Genomic DNA, 15,323 nt, shown 5'->3' with positions numbered 1-15,323 from the left:
TAGGCGCCCCCGACAACGCGGTTAGACGGGAGCCACCGACCTAAAGCGGGCTTGGTCCATCCGCCCTCGAACGCCTACTTCCGGTACTCCAGTTCCGGATACCAATCCCCCCTTCCCTCCGGGGTAGTATCCAGCAACGTCCACAACGCATCCAGATCCGGCGCCCCGCGCGGATCCTGCCCCGGATCGCACGTCAGCGCATACATCTCGCTACTCCAGAAATGCCGGACCTTGCCGTCGCGCCGCGAAAAGACCGTATATCCCGGCTCATCCGCATCCTCCGCACTCACGTAATCGCGAGTGAAATCGCCATCCACATCCGCATAGACCTTCAGCTGTGTCCACCTCCGCGCCCGCTTGGCAGCGACCAGGCGATCGATCGGCGAGCGCGCCACCATTGCCAGCGCCGTGCGCTGCTCGATATCCGCAACCTTGTGGTCCCAGCCGGCCATGATGGACGTGCACATTGGACAAGGCCGCTCCCGCTGCGGCCCGAACATGTAGCTGTAGACCACCAGCGTATCCTTGCCGGCGAACAGGTCTTCGAGCGTGACCGGCCCGTGCTCGCCCTGGAAGGTATAGCGCTTCGTCACTTCGCCGCCGGGCGGCAAGGCGCGGCGCTGTGCGGCCACGCGATCGATGTGCCGCCGCAATTCGATTTCTTCCGCCAGCAAGGCGTTGCGCGCCTCGCGGTACGCGGCGCTTTCATTCGGAAAGTGGACGGGATTCTGCCGGGCCAGTTCGGTCGACGGAACCAGCTTTGCCGTGGTGTTCATGTCAGTCCTCCTGGAAGATCGCGTGCCAGGCGCGGCTCGCGCCATGCGGCGATTGCCGCTTCACACGCCTGTCCTGTTTCGTTCCCGCGCGGCGCGAATCGTTCCAATGCGTAGCTGCACGCCGCCCTCGCTCCGCGCTCCACTCAGCACAAACGGCGGTTCACACTCGCGTGTGAACCGCCGTCTCGCTCTGCGTAATGCCGATTTAACCTTGCCGAGACCTGGCCGCGCGCGCAGCCTGCTCGCGCAGCCGCTCTTCCTGCTCGCGGAGTTCCGGCGTCAGCTCCTCGCCAAAGTCTTCAAGCTCGAACATTGGCCGGATCTCGATGTCGGATTCTCCTTCCATGGGATTGGGACAGCGCTTGACCCATTCCACCGCTTCGTCCATCGACTTGACCTGCCACAGCCAGAACCCGGCGACGAGCTCCTCCGGCCGCGCAAAGGGTCCGTCGGTCACGGTGCGCTGGCTGCCCGCGAAACGCACGCGCTTGCCTTTTGCGCTGGGCTGCAGGCCCTCGCCCGCCAGCATGATGCCGGCCTTGACCAGTTCTTCGTTGAAGTTGCCCATCGCCGCCAGCAGCTCGGTGCCGGGCATCTTGCCGGCTTCCGACTCGCTGGTTGCCTTGACGATCACCATTACACGCATCGACATGCCTCCTCAGGTACGTGTGTGGCGACATGCGCGCCGGGTGGCGCGCTCCATACATCCGCCAGGGGGCGTGTCGCACACCGGTCCAGCATAGACGCTATGGGGCCGAACCTATTGCTGCATCGACCACGACGACTGCCGGCGCAGGTCTTCCTGTCCCGGCTGCCGGGGCGGCTTGCCGAGGTCATCGTCGTGCCGGGGCGGAAGCTGCTCTTCGCTCTTGCGCGAGGGATCGGCCGGCGGCACCTCGGGTACGTGCGGCCCTTCCTCTGGCCGTGGAATTTGATGTGCCATGATGCCCTCCTGCTTGCAGAGTACGACACCCTTGACGATGCAACCGCCATGCCAAGCGGCGCGGCGCGGTTTTGTGCGCCCCGGCGATCCCGCACGCCGCGCCGTGCTGCGCTCGCGCATCCGCCGCGCAATCTCGGCGCGCAAATCTGCCTGACTTTGTAATGCGGCATGCGGGTGCGCTGTCGATGGACCGCGCTCGCGCCACGTCCAGCTTGGCGCAGAGGCAGTCACGCCAGCAGCCATCGCCCGGCACGAAAGGTGCACCGCCCTCCCGTGGCGCGCCGGGTTCGCCCGGTGCGCCACGGATACTTCAATGCGGAGGCGCACCATGGAACAGACGGAAACGACAAGCACGCCCACCAGCACATCGGGCCTGCGCCAGCAGGAGACGCGCATGTCCTCGGTATCGGGTTCGGAGACGCGCAGCGGCGCGCCGTGGGGGGATACGTCGGCACCATCGTCGGCATCGCAGGACCTGGCGCGCGAGCTCGACCGGCTGATCGATCGCTTGCCCACGTTGTCCGGCGAGAACCTCGAAAAGGCCAAGGCGGAGTTCGTCGAACTCGCCGCCAGGTCGGGCAGCGCGGCGACGGAACTCGCGGCAAAGTCCAGGGACGTTGCCCGGCGTGTGAGCGGACGCGTCAAGAGCGAATGGGACACGAGCCTGGAACGTACCGAAACCTTTGTACATGCCAACCCGGTGCGCGCGCTCGGGATTGCGCTTGGCCTCGGGGTGGTGCTGGGCGCGCGCTTGTTCGGCGGCTCACGCCGGCACGACGGCATGTAAACCAGCTTTTGCCGACGCGGGGCACGGGGCGGCGGCAAGGCAGCCGCCCCGGCATGCCCCAATGCCGGCCGGGCAACGCCCCCGGCCTTACGTGCGTCAGCCAACCGACGCCAGACTTGCCGGCATCGGCCACGCCGCATCCCTGCCTATACTCAGCCCGTTGATCCAGATTCACCGCTCCTTGGAGCGAGGGATGAACGTCTTTGACAGCAGCATCATTCACTTCCTGAACCAGTTCTCCTTCCGCTGGCCCGTCTTCGACCACGGGGTGATGGCTTTCACCCAGTTTTACATGCTGCGCGGCTTGCCCATGGTTGCGTTGCTGTGGTGGGTCTGGTTCCGCGACGGCACGGACAAGCAACGCGATCGCGAGATCGTGACCGCGACCGTGGTCGCCGCCTTTTGCGCACTGTTGCTGGGCCGCTTGCTGGCGAACTGGCTGCCTTTTCGCGTGCGGCCCATGGCCAATCCGGATGTCGGCCTGCGCTTCCTGCTGGCCTCGGACGATGGCATGCGCACCTGGAGCTCATTCCCCAGCGATCACGCGATGATGTGGTGCGCGGTAGCCACCGGCGTGATGGTCGCCGCCCGCTGGCTTGGCCTGCTGGCGCTGGCGTATGCCGTGCTGCTGATCTCCATGGCCCGCATCTTTGTCGGCCTCCATTACCCGACCGACGTGATCGCGGGCGCGCTGCTGGGCATGCTGAGCTGCCTGCTGCTGACCCGGCCGCCATTGCGCGCGCGGATTGCGGCACCCTTCCTGTTCCTGTCCGACCGATACCGGGGCTTGTTCCATGTCGGCATGTTCCTGCTCAGCTTCGGACTGATCACCAATTTCGACGAGGTCCGCACCGTCGCCTCGTCGCTGATGAAGGTCACCTGAGCCCGTTGCGCGGCACCGCGGTGCCGAACTGCTTGCGGTAGGCCGACGGCGACACCGCCAGCGCCTGGGTGAAGTGCTGGCGCAGGGAAACGGCCGACCCGAACCCGACCAGTTCGGCCACCAGGTCGACGCCGCTGTCGGTCGTCTCCAGCAAGCGCCGCGCCGCCGTCAGCCGGTGGTTCAGCACCCACTGCGTCACGGTGGTGCCGGTCTTCTCCTTGAAGCGCCGCGTGAAATTGCGCCGGCTCATGCCGGCTTTCGCGGCCAGCGTGTCGAGTGTCAGCGACTCGGCCAGGTGCGCGATGGCCCAGTCCAGCGTCAGGCTGAGCCGGTCGGCGCCGTCCGCCTGCGGCAGCGGATGCTCGATGTATTGCGCCTGGCCGCCGTGCCGGTGCGGCGCCACCACCATGCGGCGCGCCATCCGGTTGGCCACCTCGGCACCATGGTCGCGCCGCACCAGGTGCAGGCAGCAGTCCAGCGCGGCGGCGGTGCCGGCCGAGGTCAGGATCACGCCATCGTCGATATAGAGCGAATCGCGGTCGAGCCGTACCCGCGGATAGCGCTGCGCGAACTCGTCGGCCCAGGCCCAGTGCGTGGCCGCGGTGCGGCCGTCCAGCAGCCCGGCCTCGGCCACCACGAAGGTGCCCAGGCACAAGCCGGCGATGCGCGCCCCGCGCGCGCTGGCGCGCCGCAGCGCATCGAGCAACGCTTGCGGCGCACGCTCGCCCGGGTCCCGCCACGCCGGCATGATCACGGTATCGGCCTGCTCCAGCACCGACAGGTCGTGTTCCACCTCGATGCGGAATCCCGACATGGTCGAAATCAACCCCGGCTTCTCGCCGCAGATCAGCAGCTGGTAGCGCGGCACGCCGAGGCGGTCGAGGTCGTCGCCAAAGACGATGCAGGGCACGGACAGGTGGAAGGGACTGATGCCTTCGAAGGCAATCACCGCGACGGTGTGCATCGCAATTCGCTGGGTTGGGGGCGGTTCGGGGGCGGTCCGGTGGCTGAAACGGCATGGCCACGTCGGCATGGTTTGGCCCGATTCTATCGGATGTTGTCCATCGGGCCACTTCCGTCGCTGCCGGCGACGCCGGAAACTACGCGTCATGCCGCGCCTGCGGCCAGCACAGCGGCCGCAACTGGCGCCGCCCACCTAACTTCCCTGTCGACAAGGACCATCATGCACCACCCGACCCTACGCACCATCGCCGGCGCACCGGCGCGCACCGCCCTTGAAGCCGCCAGCACCGCCGTGCTGGTCATCGATTTCCAGAACGAGTATTTCAGCGGCAAGCTGCCGATCCCGGACGGCCCGGCTGCCCTTGGCAACGCGCGGCGCCTGGTCGACCACGCGGATGCCGCTGGCATGCCCGTGTTCCACATCCAGCATGTCACGCCGGCGGGCAGCCCGGTCTTTGCCGAACACGGCGCCACCGTGGCGTTCCACGGCGACCTGCAGCCGGCGCCGCACCACACCGTGGTGCAGAAGACTTCGGTCAGCGCCTTCCCGACCACCGACCTGGACCAGCGTCTCAAGGCGGCCGGCATCAAGACCCTGATCGTCACCGGGCTGATGACCCACGCCTGCGTCACCGGCGCGGCGCGCGACGCGGTGCCGCTGGGATACGGCGTGATCGTGGCGGCCGACGCCTGCGCCACGCGCGACCTCGAAACCGCGGCCGGCACGGTGTCGCACCAGGACCTGCACCGCGCCGCGCTGGCCGCGCTCGACGACGCCTTCGGCGATATCCTCAGCACCGAGCAGGTGCTGAAGCTGCCGCTGGCCTGAGCGACTGCGGCCGGCCCGCAATACCGGGCCGGCCACACGGTCCCAATCAGAACCGGTGCCGCATCCCCAGCGCCACCGCGGTCATGCTGCGATGGCCGCTGCCGAGGAAATAGCCGTTGGCAAAGCTCACCGCCGAGGTATCGAAGTTGATGCCGGCATGCTGCACGTACGCCGTGGTCAGGTAGACGTCGGTGCGCCGCGACAGGCTGTAGTCGGCGATCAAGCTGACCTGCCAGGGGTTCTTCACATTGCGGCCGGCAAGCGCCTTGACGTCGTCGTAGTAGAACGCCAGCGTCAGGTCCAGCGCCGACGTAGCGCGGTAGTTCACGCCGGCCCAGTAGTAATCGTCGCGCACGATGGTGGCGCCGTTGGCCGCCTTGTTGAGGCCCCAGCGATAGCCGCCCATCAGCTTGACCGGCCCGGCGCGATAGCTGAGCGCGGCGCCGGCCTTGCGGAAGTTGCCGACGGCGCCGCCGGTCCCGAGCGTCGGATTGAAGCGGTTGAACGCCAGCGCCGCGCCGAAGCCGCCGGCGAAGTAGTTCAGGCCGGCACCATAGCCGGTGTCCCGGCGCGATTGCCCGGCGTTTTCGCCGGCGCCGAGCACGCCATTGCCGAACGAATAATTGCCGACCGCGGTTACCGCGCCGAAGGTGCCCGTGTACTTGACCGTGTTGTCCGAGCGGAAATCCAGGCCCAGCTGTGCCGCGATCGGCTCGTACTGGGTGGAATAGCCGCTGGGCGAGAAGTTGGAAAAGGCGTCGAAGATGGCCGTGTACTGGCGCCCGAAGGTAAGGCGGCCGGCACGCTCGCTCAGCAGTCCGACAAAGGCCTGGCGGCCGAACAGCCGGCCGGATTGCGTCTGCCGGCCGTCGTCGATGCCGAAGCCGTTCTCCAGCACGAACAAGGCCTTCAGCGCGCCGCCCAGGTCCTCGGTGCCGCGCAAGCCCCAGCGCGAGCCCGACAGGCCGCCGGAGCCCAGCGCCACGCGGCTGTGGCCCGGCCCGGGAAAGCCCGCCTGCGTCGGCAACGTGGCCGACAGGTGGTTGACGTATTCGATATTGGCATCCGCCACGCCATACAGCGTCACGCTGGCGTGCGCGCCAGTCCCCGGCATGGCCAGCATGGCCAGCGCCGTTGGCAGCATCAGCGGGTAAAGCGTCGTCTTCATGTCTCGCTCCTTCGTTCTGTTTGGTCATCGCCACGGCAGAAGCGCCGTGGCTGGATGGCGGAGGTCAACCGGCGTGCGCAGCCGGCCGCGCCGCAGGCGCGCAGGTTCCCCGCGCACGGCCTGGCGGCGTGCGGGGAAACTTGGTGCCGGGGGAATTTGCCGGGCAGGCCCGGCGAGGATCAGCGGCTGGCCGCGCGCAGCAGGGCGTGCGCCGCCGCCACCATGGCCTCGGAGGACTCCAGCGCGCGCGCCGGATCGTCGCGCTTGCGCACGGCGGCGGCGCTGGTCGCGCGCGCGGCGCCGTCGGGGCTGGCCGAGAACTTCACCACGGTCAGCTCGCGGGCAGGATTGATGTAGATCTTCTGGCCGAAGCGGCCGCCGGCCTCGATGCTGCCGTCGCCGTCGTTGCGCTGGAACCAGTAGTTGCGGTAGCCGTAGCCATCGCGACCCGCGGTGGTATTGCCGCGCGCAAAGCGGGACTGGTTGCTGGCCGGCTGCAGCGCGATCCGCACCGCCTTGGGCGAGATGCCGAGCGAGGCATCGCCGGCCGCGGCGCGGCGCACGGCCTCGGCAAAGCGGGCGGCATCGCGCAGCGTCGAGTTCATGCCGCCGCTGGCCATCTCGGTGCCCTGGCGGTCCACCTGGGTGTAGGCGTCGTCATCGGCGAAGCGCGACCACAGCCGCTCGGCGACGAGTTCCGCCCAGCGCTTGCCGGTGATGCGGCGCAGCGCCCACGCCACCGCTTCGGGCGAGCCGTTCTGGTAATACCAGACGCCGCCGTCCGGGCCTTCGCCCGCGGTGCCGGTGGCGTGCACGACCTTGAGGAAGTCATAGATGGTGTCGGGCGCATCGGCCTTGCGCGGCACGATGCCCACCGCGCCGAACAGTCCCAGATCAGGCGGCAGTGCCTGCGGATAACCGACCGGCACCTCCATGTCCAGGTTCTGCTGCACCGTAGCCTCGCCGAACGGGTTGCCGGCCAGCTCGGGAACGTACTGCGCCAGCCGCGCCTGCGGATCGAGCTTGCCCTCTTCGACCAGCATCGCTGCCAGCAACCCGGTCACGGACTTGGTCATCGACGCCCAGATATGCGGCTGGTGCGGGCCAAAGCCGGCCAGGTAGCGCTCATACACGATCCGGCCCTGGTGCAGCACGATAAAGCCATCGGTATGCGTATCGCGCAGGTAGTCCGCCACCTGCACCGTCTGGCCGGCAACGCTAAAGCGGACGGCGTCCAGCTCCGGCGCCGCCTGGCCTGGCAGCGCCAGCGGCTGGCTCGCATGGCGGATGCCGACGGTGGGCGACATCTCGCGCGCATGCCGGAAGGCCCAGCGCATATAGGGCGGGCGCAGGCCGGTGCCGCGACTGACCTGCCTGTCCGGCGGCGGCGGAAAGCCCTGCATCACTTCGCTCTCGGCCACTGCCGCGGTCTGCTCCGCGCCCTGCGCCAGCGCCACGCCGGCCGGCGCCGCCATCAACGCCACCAGCGGCACCACCGTCCACCACCCCCGACTGCGTCGGAACCCCGTCCCGCGCGACTTCGCTTGTGCCTGCATGCTGTCTCCTTGGCTGTCGAGGCGGCTGCACATGCGCTGCGCCGCCTTCTTCGATGCGTTGCCAGCCTGCCGGAGCAGGCCGCGGGCGCCATGTTGCAGGCCAGCGGCCATGACCACAATCCTCTGTTCGGAATAGAGCCATAACCCTTGGGAATGTCGGCGCGGGCGCAGCCTCAGACGGCCAGGCGCGCTTGCGGCCGCTCCCGCCTGACCACGCCCAGCGAGAACATCGACAGCCCGGCAATCAGTGCCGGCACGCCGATCCACGCGAACAGCGCGGGCATGCCCAGGCCCATCGACAGCATGGTTGCGCCGCCGACCGAGCCCACCACCGAGCCCATCCGGCCCACGCCGTTGGCCCAGCTGACGCCGGTGGCGCGGCAGTCGGTCGGATAGAAACTGGCCGACAGCGCATTGGCGCCCACCTGCGAGCCCGAGACGCAGAAGCCAGCGACGAACACCGCCACGCCGGCGGCAACGGGCTCGGCGGCAACGCTGCCCACCGCGGCAATGCCCAGCGCTGCCAGCGCGTAACTGGTGGCCAGCACATGGTGCGGGTTGAACCGGTCCATCAACCACCCCAGCGCGATCGCGCCGACCGTGCCGCCCACCTGGAACATGGTCGTCACCAGCGCCGCGGTGCGCAGCGAATGGCCGGTGCCGCGCAGCAGCGTCGGCAGCCAGCTCGACAGCAGGTAGATCACCAGCAGGCTCATGAAGAACGTCAGCCAGAACAGCAGCGTGCCGCGCAGCAGCTCGGGCCGGAACAGGTGCCGCACCGGCGAGCTGGCGGCGCGCTGCTCGCTGACGGCAAAGGTGGCGCCGCGCAGGTCTTCATGCGGAGCGATCTTCTGCAACGTGGCAACGATGCGCTCGCGCGACTTGCCGGTCATCACCAGGTAGCGCACCGATTCCGGCAGCAGCCATACCAGCGCCACCGCCAGCAGCAGCGGCAGCACGCCGCCCGCCACCAGCACCGAGCGCCAGCCGAAGGCGTCGATCAGCCCGGCCGAGGCCAGCCCGCCCAGGGCCGAGCCCAGCGTGAAGCCGCAGAACATGGTCGTGACCAGGAACGAGCGCCGCTGCTCCGGGCAGAACTCCGAGGTCAGCGTGATGGCATTGGGCATGGCCCCGCCCAGCCCCAGGCCGGTGACGAAGCGCAGCAGCACCAGCGTCCAAAGGTCCGGCGACCACGCCGACGCCAGGCTGGCCGCGCCGAAGCACAGCACCGACAGCACCAGCACGCTCTTGCGGCCAAACCGGTCCGCCAGCGGACCGAACAGGAAGGCGCCGGCCATCAGGCCGCCCAGCCCGGCGCCGAACAGCGGCGCCAGCTGGGCCGGCGTCAGCTGCCATTGCGCGCGGATGGCGGGCGCGATAAAACCGATCGCGGCGGTATCGAAGCCGTCGACGGCAACGATCAGGAAGCACAGTACGACGATGGTCACCTGGAACGCCGAGAGCGGCTGGCGGTCGATGAACGCGGTGACGTTGAGCGGTTGGCTGGCAGGCATGGTGTCTCCTCCTTGTTGCCAGATTCAGGGCGCGAGTGGGCCGGCGGCTTCGTCGGCCGCCAGCTCGCTGTCAGGAATTACAGCGCGAGGTTTTCAGCGCGGAAAGAAAGGCGCGTTCGGTGATCTACAGCCAGGGCGTGGGGCTCAGGCACTTGTCGGCACGCCAGCCATGCAGCCATTGCAGGGCATCGTAAAACTGCGCCTGCGTGCGGCCGGTCCACAGGCTGTTGCGCACCAGGCGGTCGACTCCCTGCGCGTGGTAGACGCGGCCCATGTCGCGCGCGGCATAGAGCACGCGCGCGGTGCGCGGGATGCGGGCCTGCTCGTACAGCTTGAAGGCGGCCGCGTAGTCGCCAGCCGCGGCTTTCACCGCCGCGCCCAGCGTCACGGCATCCTCCAGCGCCTGGCAGGCGCCCTGCGCCACGTACTGGGTCATGGGGTGCGCGGCATCGCCAAGCAGCGTGGCGCGACCAAAGCTCCAGCGCTCGACCGGGTCGCGGTCGGCGGTGGCCCAGCGCTTCCATGAGGTCGGGCGGTCCAGCATCTGGTGCGGCAGCGGGTGGATGCCGTCGAAGTACGACAGCACTTCTTCCTTGCTGCCGTCGCGCACGCCCCAGGTTTCCTGTTCGCGGCTGTGGAAGGTCACCACCAGGTTGTACTGCTGGCCGCCGCGCAGCGGGTAATGCACCAGGTGGCAGTGCGGGCCGGCCCACACCACGGGTGCGTTGACCTGCAGGTCCCGCGGCATGTCGGCCACGTCGACCACCGCGCGGTAGACCACGTGCCCGGTCACGCGCGCGTCATCGCCGATCAGCGCCTGTCGGATCGCGGACTTGACGCCGTCGCAGCCGATCACCGCATCGCCGCGGTGATGCTCGCCGTGCTGGTCGAGCACGGTCACGCCGTAGTCGTCCTGCAGCAGTTGCTCCACGCGGGTGCTGGTGCGGAAGGTGATCAGCGGGTGGTCCTGCACCGCCTCCAGGATCGACAGATGGATATCGGCGCGATGGATCACCGCATACGGGTTGCCGAAGCGCTCGCGGTACGCCTGCCCGACATCGACCTGCGCGATCACGCTGGTGTCGATGGCGTCGCGCAGGCTGAGGTAGTCGGTAAAGACGGCGCGGCCGCGCGCGGCCTCGCCCACGCCCAGTGCGTCGAGCGCGGCAAACGCATTGGCGGCCAGCTGGATGCCGGCGCCGATCTCGCCGATCTGCCCGGCCTGCTCCAGCAGTTCGATGCGGATACCCTGGCGTGCCAGCGCCAGCGCCGCGGCCAGGCCGCCGATGCCGCCGCCGATGATCAGGACCTTGCCGGTCGTGTTGTGGGTGTTGCTCATTGCTGTCTCCTGCCTGCGCCGCTGGCGTCAGGCGATGTAGTCCGGCTGGCGCGCGGGCGCGGCCTGGGCGAAGGCGGGATGGGCGCTGGCGTGGGCGTAGACGGCCATTGCGCTCTCGTAGCGGCCGAGGTCGCAACCCATGCGCAGCGCGTTGGCCACCTGCGGCACCAGCGTGACGTCGGCCAGCGTCGGGGCATTGCCAAAGCACCACTTGCCATGGCCATGGCGCGCCAGCAGCCGTTCGACGCCGGCCATGCCCTCGTCGACCCAGTGGCGGTACCAGGCGTCTTTCTGCTCGGGCGTGACCTTCAGCGTGTCCTGCAGGTAGCGCAGCACGCGCAGGTTGTTGACCGGGTGGATGTCGCAGCCGACCAGCATCGACAGCTCCAGCACGCGCGCGCGCTGCTCAGGGTCCTGAGGCAGCAGGCGCGGCTCGGGATGGCGCGCATCCAGGTAGTCGATGATCGCGAACGACTGCCCCAGCGTGAAATCGCCATCGACCAGCGCGGGCACGGAGGCGGACGGGTTGATGCCATCGACATACTCGGCGTGGCGATGCTGGCCGGTGCGGATATTGACGCCGAGGTAGTCGTACGGCAAACCCTTGAGAGCCAGCGCGATGCGAACCCGGTACGAGGTGGAACTGTTGAAGAAGCTGTAGAGCTGCATGATCGGGCTTGCCTGGTTCAGACCACGCGCACGGTCAGTTCGCCCAGGCCGTCGACGCCGGTGACCATGGTGTCGCCGGCCTTGACCGCGCCCACGCCCTCGGGCGTGCCGGTGAAGATGACGTCGCCCGGTTCCAGGCGAAAGAACTGCGACAGGCAGGCCACGGTCTCAGCCACGGACCAGATCAGGTGTGACACGTCGCTGCGCTGCCGGGTTTCGCCATTGACCGTCAGCCAGATGCCGGCCCGCTGCGGGTGGCCGATAGCGCTGGCGCGGTGGATCGGGCCGACCGGCGCCGAGGCGTCGAAGGCCTTGCCGATTTCCCACGGGCGGCCCATCTCGCGCATCTTCATCTGCAGGTCGCGGCGCGTCATGTCGAGACCGACGGCGTAGCCCCACACGTGCTCCAGCGCCTGACCGACAGGAATATCCGAACCGCCCTTGCCGATCACGGCGACCAGCTCTGCCTCGTAGTGATAGTTCTGCGTTTGCGCGGGGTACGGCAGCTCCAGCGTGCTGCCCGCCTGCACCGGGACGATGGCGTCGGCGGGCTTGCAGAAGAAGAACGGCGGTTCGCGCTCGGGATCGAAGCCCATTTCGCGGGCGTGGGCGGCGTAGTTGCGGCCGACGCAATAGACGCGGCGCACGGCGAACTGGTCATCGCTGCCGGCAACGGGAATGGCAACGGTGGCGGGAGGCGTGAAGACGTAGGACATGGTGAGGCTTCCAGTGATTTGGCAGGTAAGCGCCGGCCCGGCAGTACCGGATGGCACCGCCGGGCAGCGGCTTGGTCGGGGTTGCGGGCTCAGGTGCGCGCTTCGCGCAGCAGGTTCAGCGCGGACAGCACCGGCCGGTCGGAATAGCTGAACAGCACGGCATCTTCCAGCGCGCCCAGCTGCACCGGCGCCCACGACGGCGCCACGAATACGTCGCGCGGCTCGAACTGGAACTGCGCATCGCCGATGCGCACCGTGCCGCGCCCCTCCACCACGCTGTACACGGTGGCGTCGGTGCTGCGGTAGGTCTTGCCCTGGAACCCCGCCGGCAGGTACTGCATGAAGCTGGCGATGGTCGGCATCGGCCAGCCGCCGGTGGCCGGGTTGACGTAGCGCAGCTTGACGCCGTCCCACGGATCGAGCTCGCCGTTGCGGTAGAGCTGGTCCAGCGCCTCGCGCGAACGGGCATATGGGTAGCTGAACACCGGCGAAGTGGGATCGGTCACGCGGTGCCGCACCGGCACCATGTTGTGGCCGAAGCGGGCAAAGCTGTCGCCCTCGGCGCGGGTCACGGGCTGCTGCGATTCGGGATAGTTCTCGGCAAAGCCGGCGTCGAACTGCTGCACCATGGGGATGTCGAGACCGTCCAGCCACACCACCGGCTCGCCGCCCTCCTCGACCGACGGGTTGCCATGGTCGTGCCAGGTCCACGACGGCGTGATGATGAAATCGCCGGGATGCATGGTGGCGCGCTCGCCGTTGACGGCGGTCCACGCGCCCTTGCCTTCGACGATAAAGCGCAGCGCCGACTGCGTATGGCGGTGGCTGGGCGCGATCTCGCCCGGCAGGATCAGCTGCAGGCCGGCGTACAGCGTCGAGGTGATGCTGGACTTGCCGGGGATGCCGGGGTTCTCCAGCACCAGCACGCGGCGCACCGCTTCCTCGGTGCTGATGACGCCGCCGGCCTGCATCACCAGCGGACGGATCTGCGCGTACTTCCAGATGGCGGGAACGATCTGCGGCCGCGGCTGCGGCGGCACCAGGGCGTGCAGCGACTCCCACAACGGGGTCATGTGGCTGCGGCCGATTTCTTCGTAGTAGGCCTGGCGGGCCGGGTCTGGGGTGTGTTCGGACATGCTGTCTCCATAACTTTGTACAAAGCGTTCGGGAGCGCTTTGGATGGGTGCCTGCATCGCTGCGCACCGTCTGTGTTGTCGTTATACGCCCCGGCCTATAAGATCTGAAATGAAGTTTTCATCTTATCGATACGATTTACCGTATAGGTCACGCCCCATGGATTGGACCCAGAGACTGCGCCTGCGCAACCTGCAGATGCTGCTGAGCCTGGCCGAGACCGGCAATATGAGCCAGTCCGCCGCCATGCTGAACACCACCCAGCCCGGCCTTTCCAAGTGGCTGAAGGACCTCGAGGACGATATCGGCCTGCCGCTGTTCGAGCGCCAGGCGCGCGGCCTGCGGCCCACGCCCTACGGCGAGTCGCTGATCGAGCACGCGCGCCGGATCGAGGCCCAGCTCGATACCGCCCGCGACGACCTGCAGGCCATGCGCGACGGCGGCAGCGGCATCGTGGTGGTGGGCACCTCGGGGGCATCGGCCGCAGATACCGTGCCGCTGGCCGCGCTGCAGCTGATGCAGCGCATGCCGCGCGCCAGCGTGCGGCTGCTGGAAACCACCATGGACCGGCTCATGACCCAGCTCGCGCGCAGCGAGCTCGATATCGTGGTGGGCCGCTCGGCGCCAGAGCTGCAGGATGCGCAGATGCGCACCGAATCGCTCTACATGGAGCCGATCCACTTCGTCGCGCGGCCCCGGCACCCGCTGCTGCAGGGCGGCAAAGTGGCGTGGGACGACCTGTACCGCCACCGCTGGGTGGTATGGCCGCGCGGCACGCCGATCCGCAATGCGCTGGAAGGCGCGCTCGCCAGCGCCGGACGCGCGCTGCCGGCGGACTGCGTGGAGAGCAATTCCACCGTGCTCAACCTGACCCTGTTCAACAACAGCGACATGATCGGGCTGGCCTCGCACCGTACCGCGCGCCGGCTGGAAGAACTGGGGGCGCTGCGCATCGTGCCGCTGCGGCTGGCCGGGTTCGGCTCGGTCTCGATGTACTGGCGCGCGGATGGCGAATCCCGTGCCGCGGTGGCGGCGATGCTGGCATGCCTGCGGCTGGCGGCCGGCGTGGCCCAGGCTCCCGCTGCCGCCCACGCCTAGCGCGCCGCATAATGTCGTCAACCGCCACTTCCGGTGCCTGACATGCACCTTACCGACACCCGCGTCAGCGACCTGCTGCGCCATCCGCTGCGCTTTGCCTGGCACACGCTGCGGCAGTTCCGCGCCAACCAGGGCCTGCTGCTGGCCGGCGCGGTGGCCTATTACGCGCTGCTGTCGATCGTGCCGCTGCTGATCCTGATGGTGATCGCGCTGTCGCACGTGATCGAGCCCGCGTTGCTGCTGTCGACGCTGGCGCGCTATCTCGAATGGATCGTGCCCGGCCAGGCGCGCGCCCTGGTCAGCGAGCTGGCCGGCTTCCTGCGCAACCGCGGCACCATCGGCTGGGTGCTGCTGGGCACCATGCTGTTCTTCAGCTCGCTCGCCTTCACCGTGCTGGAGAACGCCATGTCGGTCATCTTCGAGCACCGCGTGGCGATCCGGCGCCGCCATTTTTTGGTCTCGGCGCTGCTGCCCTATTGCTATATCGCCGTGCTCAGCATCGGCCTGCTGCTGGTCACCGTGGTCTCGGGCGCGCTGCTGGCGATCGGCGAACGGCACGTCGAAGTGCTGGGCCACGACTGGTCGCTGGACCGCCTTTCCACCGGCCTGCTCTACCTGCTCGGCTTTATCGGCGAGGTCCTGATGCTGACCTCGATCTACCTGGTGATGCCGGTCGGCCGGCTATCGCTGCGCCACGCGCTTACCGGCGCGGTGATCGCCGCGGTGCTGTGGGAGATCTCGCGTCACGTGCTGGTGTGGTACTTCACCACGCTGTCGCAGGTTGGCCGCGTCTATGGCTCGCTGACCACGGCGATCGTGGTGCTGCTCAGCCTGGAAATCGCCGCGACCCTGCTGCTGCTCGGTGCGCAGGTGATCGCGGAATTCGAGCGCGGCGCCTGGCACAAGCTGCCGGGGCGCGCGGGCAGGACGGAGGAATTTCATACCTGA

The 15,323-nt window shown here is 68.5% G+C and carries 16 protein-coding genes; 5 read left to right on the top strand and 11 right to left on the bottom strand.

Annotation, left to right across the window (positions count from 1 at the left end; translation table 11 throughout):
- Nucleotides 1–74 precede the first annotated feature (74 nt).
- The 3 genes from MKD50_RS28275 to MKD50_RS28265 form a co-directional block, all read right to left on the bottom strand.
- Complete coding sequence (locus MKD50_RS28275) at nt 75–776, bottom strand: DUF899 family protein (RefSeq protein WP_252669690.1); 702 nt, start codon at nt 774–776, stop codon at nt 75–77.
- A 205-nt stretch (nt 777–981) separates the two neighbouring features.
- Nucleotides 982–1,422, bottom strand: coding sequence for a YciI family protein (locus MKD50_RS28270; RefSeq protein WP_252669696.1), 441 nt, complete (start codon nt 1,420–1,422; stop codon nt 982–984).
- Between the two features lie 114 nt (nt 1,423–1,536).
- The gene (locus MKD50_RS28265) at nt 1,537–1,719 is read right to left on the bottom strand and encodes a hypothetical protein (protein ID WP_147299332.1); all 183 of its coding nucleotides are present in this window, start codon (nt 1,717–1,719) and stop codon (nt 1,537–1,539) included.
- A 328-nt stretch (nt 1,720–2,047) separates the two neighbouring features.
- On the opposite strand from MKD50_RS28265, the gene MKD50_RS28260 reads away from it, so the two are divergent.
- A complete protein-coding gene (locus tag MKD50_RS28260; protein ID WP_252669688.1) occupies nt 2,048–2,506 on the top strand; it encodes an ElaB/YgaM/YqjD family protein in 459 nt (152 codons plus the stop codon).
- A gap of 91 nt (nt 2,507–2,597) precedes the next feature.
- Entirely contained in the window at nt 2,598–3,389 is a 792-nt protein-coding gene (locus MKD50_RS28255; protein WP_252669687.1) for a phosphatase PAP2 family protein, read from the top strand.
- Here the strand turns inward: MKD50_RS28255 and MKD50_RS28250 are convergent.
- Entirely contained in the window at nt 3,382–4,353 is a 972-nt protein-coding gene (locus tag MKD50_RS28250; protein ID WP_115700033.1) for a GlxA family transcriptional regulator, read from the bottom strand. The genes MKD50_RS28255 and MKD50_RS28250 overlap by 8 nt on opposite strands.
- Nucleotides 4,354–4,572: 219 nt before the next feature.
- Between MKD50_RS28250 and MKD50_RS28245 the strand changes: the two genes are divergently transcribed.
- Nucleotides 4,573–5,181: a cysteine hydrolase family protein gene (locus MKD50_RS28245; RefSeq protein ID WP_240071878.1), complete on the top strand. Its 609-nt coding sequence runs from the start codon at nt 4,573–4,575 to the stop codon at nt 5,179–5,181.
- A 46-nt stretch (nt 5,182–5,227) separates the two neighbouring features.
- On the opposite strand, the gene MKD50_RS28240 is transcribed toward MKD50_RS28245, so the two are convergent.
- The 7 genes from MKD50_RS28240 to gtdA all read right to left on the bottom strand — a co-directional run bounded on the left by MKD50_RS28240 (nt 5,228) and on the right by gtdA (nt 13,279).
- The gene (locus tag MKD50_RS28240; RefSeq protein WP_371925401.1) at nt 5,228–6,349 is read right to left on the bottom strand and encodes a porin; all 1,122 of its coding nucleotides are present in this window, start codon (nt 6,347–6,349) and stop codon (nt 5,228–5,230) included.
- A 179-nt stretch (nt 6,350–6,528) separates the two neighbouring features.
- Entirely contained in the window at nt 6,529–7,905 is a 1,377-nt protein-coding gene (locus MKD50_RS28235; protein ID WP_252669686.1) for a serine hydrolase domain-containing protein, read from the bottom strand.
- Nucleotides 7,906–8,078: 173 nt separating this feature from the next.
- Complete coding sequence (locus MKD50_RS28230) at nt 8,079–9,419, bottom strand: MFS transporter (protein WP_252669685.1); 1,341 nt, start codon at nt 9,417–9,419, stop codon at nt 8,079–8,081.
- 124 nt (nt 9,420–9,543) lie between these two features.
- A complete protein-coding gene (locus MKD50_RS28225; RefSeq protein WP_252669684.1) occupies nt 9,544–10,758 on the bottom strand; it encodes a 3-hydroxybenzoate 6-monooxygenase in 1,215 nt (404 codons plus the stop codon).
- 27 nt (nt 10,759–10,785) lie between these two features.
- Nucleotides 10,786–11,427, bottom strand: a complete 642-nt coding sequence (gene maiA, locus MKD50_RS28220; RefSeq protein ID WP_252669683.1) for a maleylacetoacetate isomerase — start codon at nt 11,425–11,427, stop codon at nt 10,786–10,788.
- Nucleotides 11,428–11,444: 17 nt separating this feature from the next.
- On the bottom strand, nt 11,445–12,143 hold the full coding sequence (locus tag MKD50_RS28215) for a fumarylacetoacetate hydrolase family protein (protein ID WP_252669682.1): 699 nt from the start codon (nt 12,141–12,143) through the stop codon (nt 11,445–11,447).
- Between the two features lie 89 nt (nt 12,144–12,232).
- Nucleotides 12,233–13,279: a gentisate 1,2-dioxygenase gene (gene gtdA / locus MKD50_RS28210; RefSeq protein WP_115700027.1), complete on the bottom strand. Its 1,047-nt coding sequence runs from the start codon at nt 13,277–13,279 to the stop codon at nt 12,233–12,235.
- Between the two features lie 157 nt (nt 13,280–13,436).
- Between gtdA and MKD50_RS28205 the strand changes: the two genes are divergently transcribed.
- Together MKD50_RS28205 and MKD50_RS28200 are read left to right on the top strand one after the other, a co-directional pair.
- Complete coding sequence (locus tag MKD50_RS28205; protein WP_115700026.1) at nt 13,437–14,375, top strand: LysR family transcriptional regulator; 939 nt, start codon at nt 13,437–13,439, stop codon at nt 14,373–14,375.
- A gap of 42 nt (nt 14,376–14,417) precedes the next feature.
- A complete protein-coding gene (locus MKD50_RS28200) occupies nt 14,418–15,323 on the top strand; it encodes a YihY/virulence factor BrkB family protein (RefSeq protein WP_115700025.1) in 906 nt (301 codons plus the stop codon).

The organism is Cupriavidus mimosae (genome assembly GCF_023952485.1).
Taxonomy (GTDB): Bacteria; Pseudomonadota; Gammaproteobacteria; order Burkholderiales; family Burkholderiaceae; genus Cupriavidus; species Cupriavidus taiwanensis_C.
This window is presented reverse-complemented; position numbering and strand designations above follow the sequence as displayed.

Excerpts from the sequence above, each read along its gene's own strand:
- MKD50_RS28275 (WP_252669690.1), bottom strand. The coding sequence starts at position 776 with ATGAACACCACGGCAAAGCTGGTTCCGTCGACCGAACTGGCCCGGCAG.
- MKD50_RS28270 (WP_252669696.1), bottom strand. The coding sequence starts at position 1,422 with ATGCGTGTAATGGTGATCGTCAAGGCAACCAGCGAGTCGGAAGCCGGC.
- MKD50_RS28265 (WP_147299332.1), bottom strand. The coding sequence starts at position 1,719 with ATGGCACATCAAATTCCACGGCCAGAGGAAGGGCCGCACGTACCCGAG.
- MKD50_RS28260 (WP_252669688.1), top strand. The coding sequence starts at position 2,048 with ATGGAACAGACGGAAACGACAAGCACGCCCACCAGCACATCGGGCCTG.
- MKD50_RS28250 (WP_115700033.1), bottom strand. The coding sequence starts at position 4,353 with ATGCACACCGTCGCGGTGATTGCCTTCGAAGGCATCAGTCCCTTCCAC.
- MKD50_RS28245 (WP_240071878.1), top strand. The coding sequence starts at position 4,573 with ATGCACCACCCGACCCTACGCACCATCGCCGGCGCACCGGCGCGCACC.
- MKD50_RS28240 (WP_371925401.1), bottom strand. The coding sequence starts at position 6,349 with ATGAAGACGACGCTTTACCCGCTGATGCTGCCAACGGCGCTGGCCATG.
- MKD50_RS28235 (WP_252669686.1), bottom strand. The coding sequence starts at position 7,905 with ATGCAGGCACAAGCGAAGTCGCGCGGGACGGGGTTCCGACGCAGTCGG.
- MKD50_RS28230 (WP_252669685.1), bottom strand. The coding sequence starts at position 9,419 with ATGCCTGCCAGCCAACCGCTCAACGTCACCGCGTTCATCGACCGCCAG.
- MKD50_RS28225 (WP_252669684.1), bottom strand. The coding sequence starts at position 10,758 with ATGAGCAACACCCACAACACGACCGGCAAGGTCCTGATCATCGGCGGC.
- maiA (WP_252669683.1), bottom strand. The coding sequence starts at position 11,427 with ATGCAGCTCTACAGCTTCTTCAACAGTTCCACCTCGTACCGGGTTCGC.
- MKD50_RS28215 (WP_252669682.1), bottom strand. The coding sequence starts at position 12,143 with ATGTCCTACGTCTTCACGCCTCCCGCCACCGTTGCCATTCCCGTTGCC.
- gtdA (WP_115700027.1), bottom strand. The coding sequence starts at position 13,279 with ATGTCCGAACACACCCCAGACCCGGCCCGCCAGGCCTACTACGAAGAA.
- MKD50_RS28205 (WP_115700026.1), top strand. The coding sequence starts at position 13,437 with ATGGATTGGACCCAGAGACTGCGCCTGCGCAACCTGCAGATGCTGCTG.
- MKD50_RS28200 (WP_115700025.1), top strand. The coding sequence starts at position 14,418 with ATGCACCTTACCGACACCCGCGTCAGCGACCTGCTGCGCCATCCGCTG.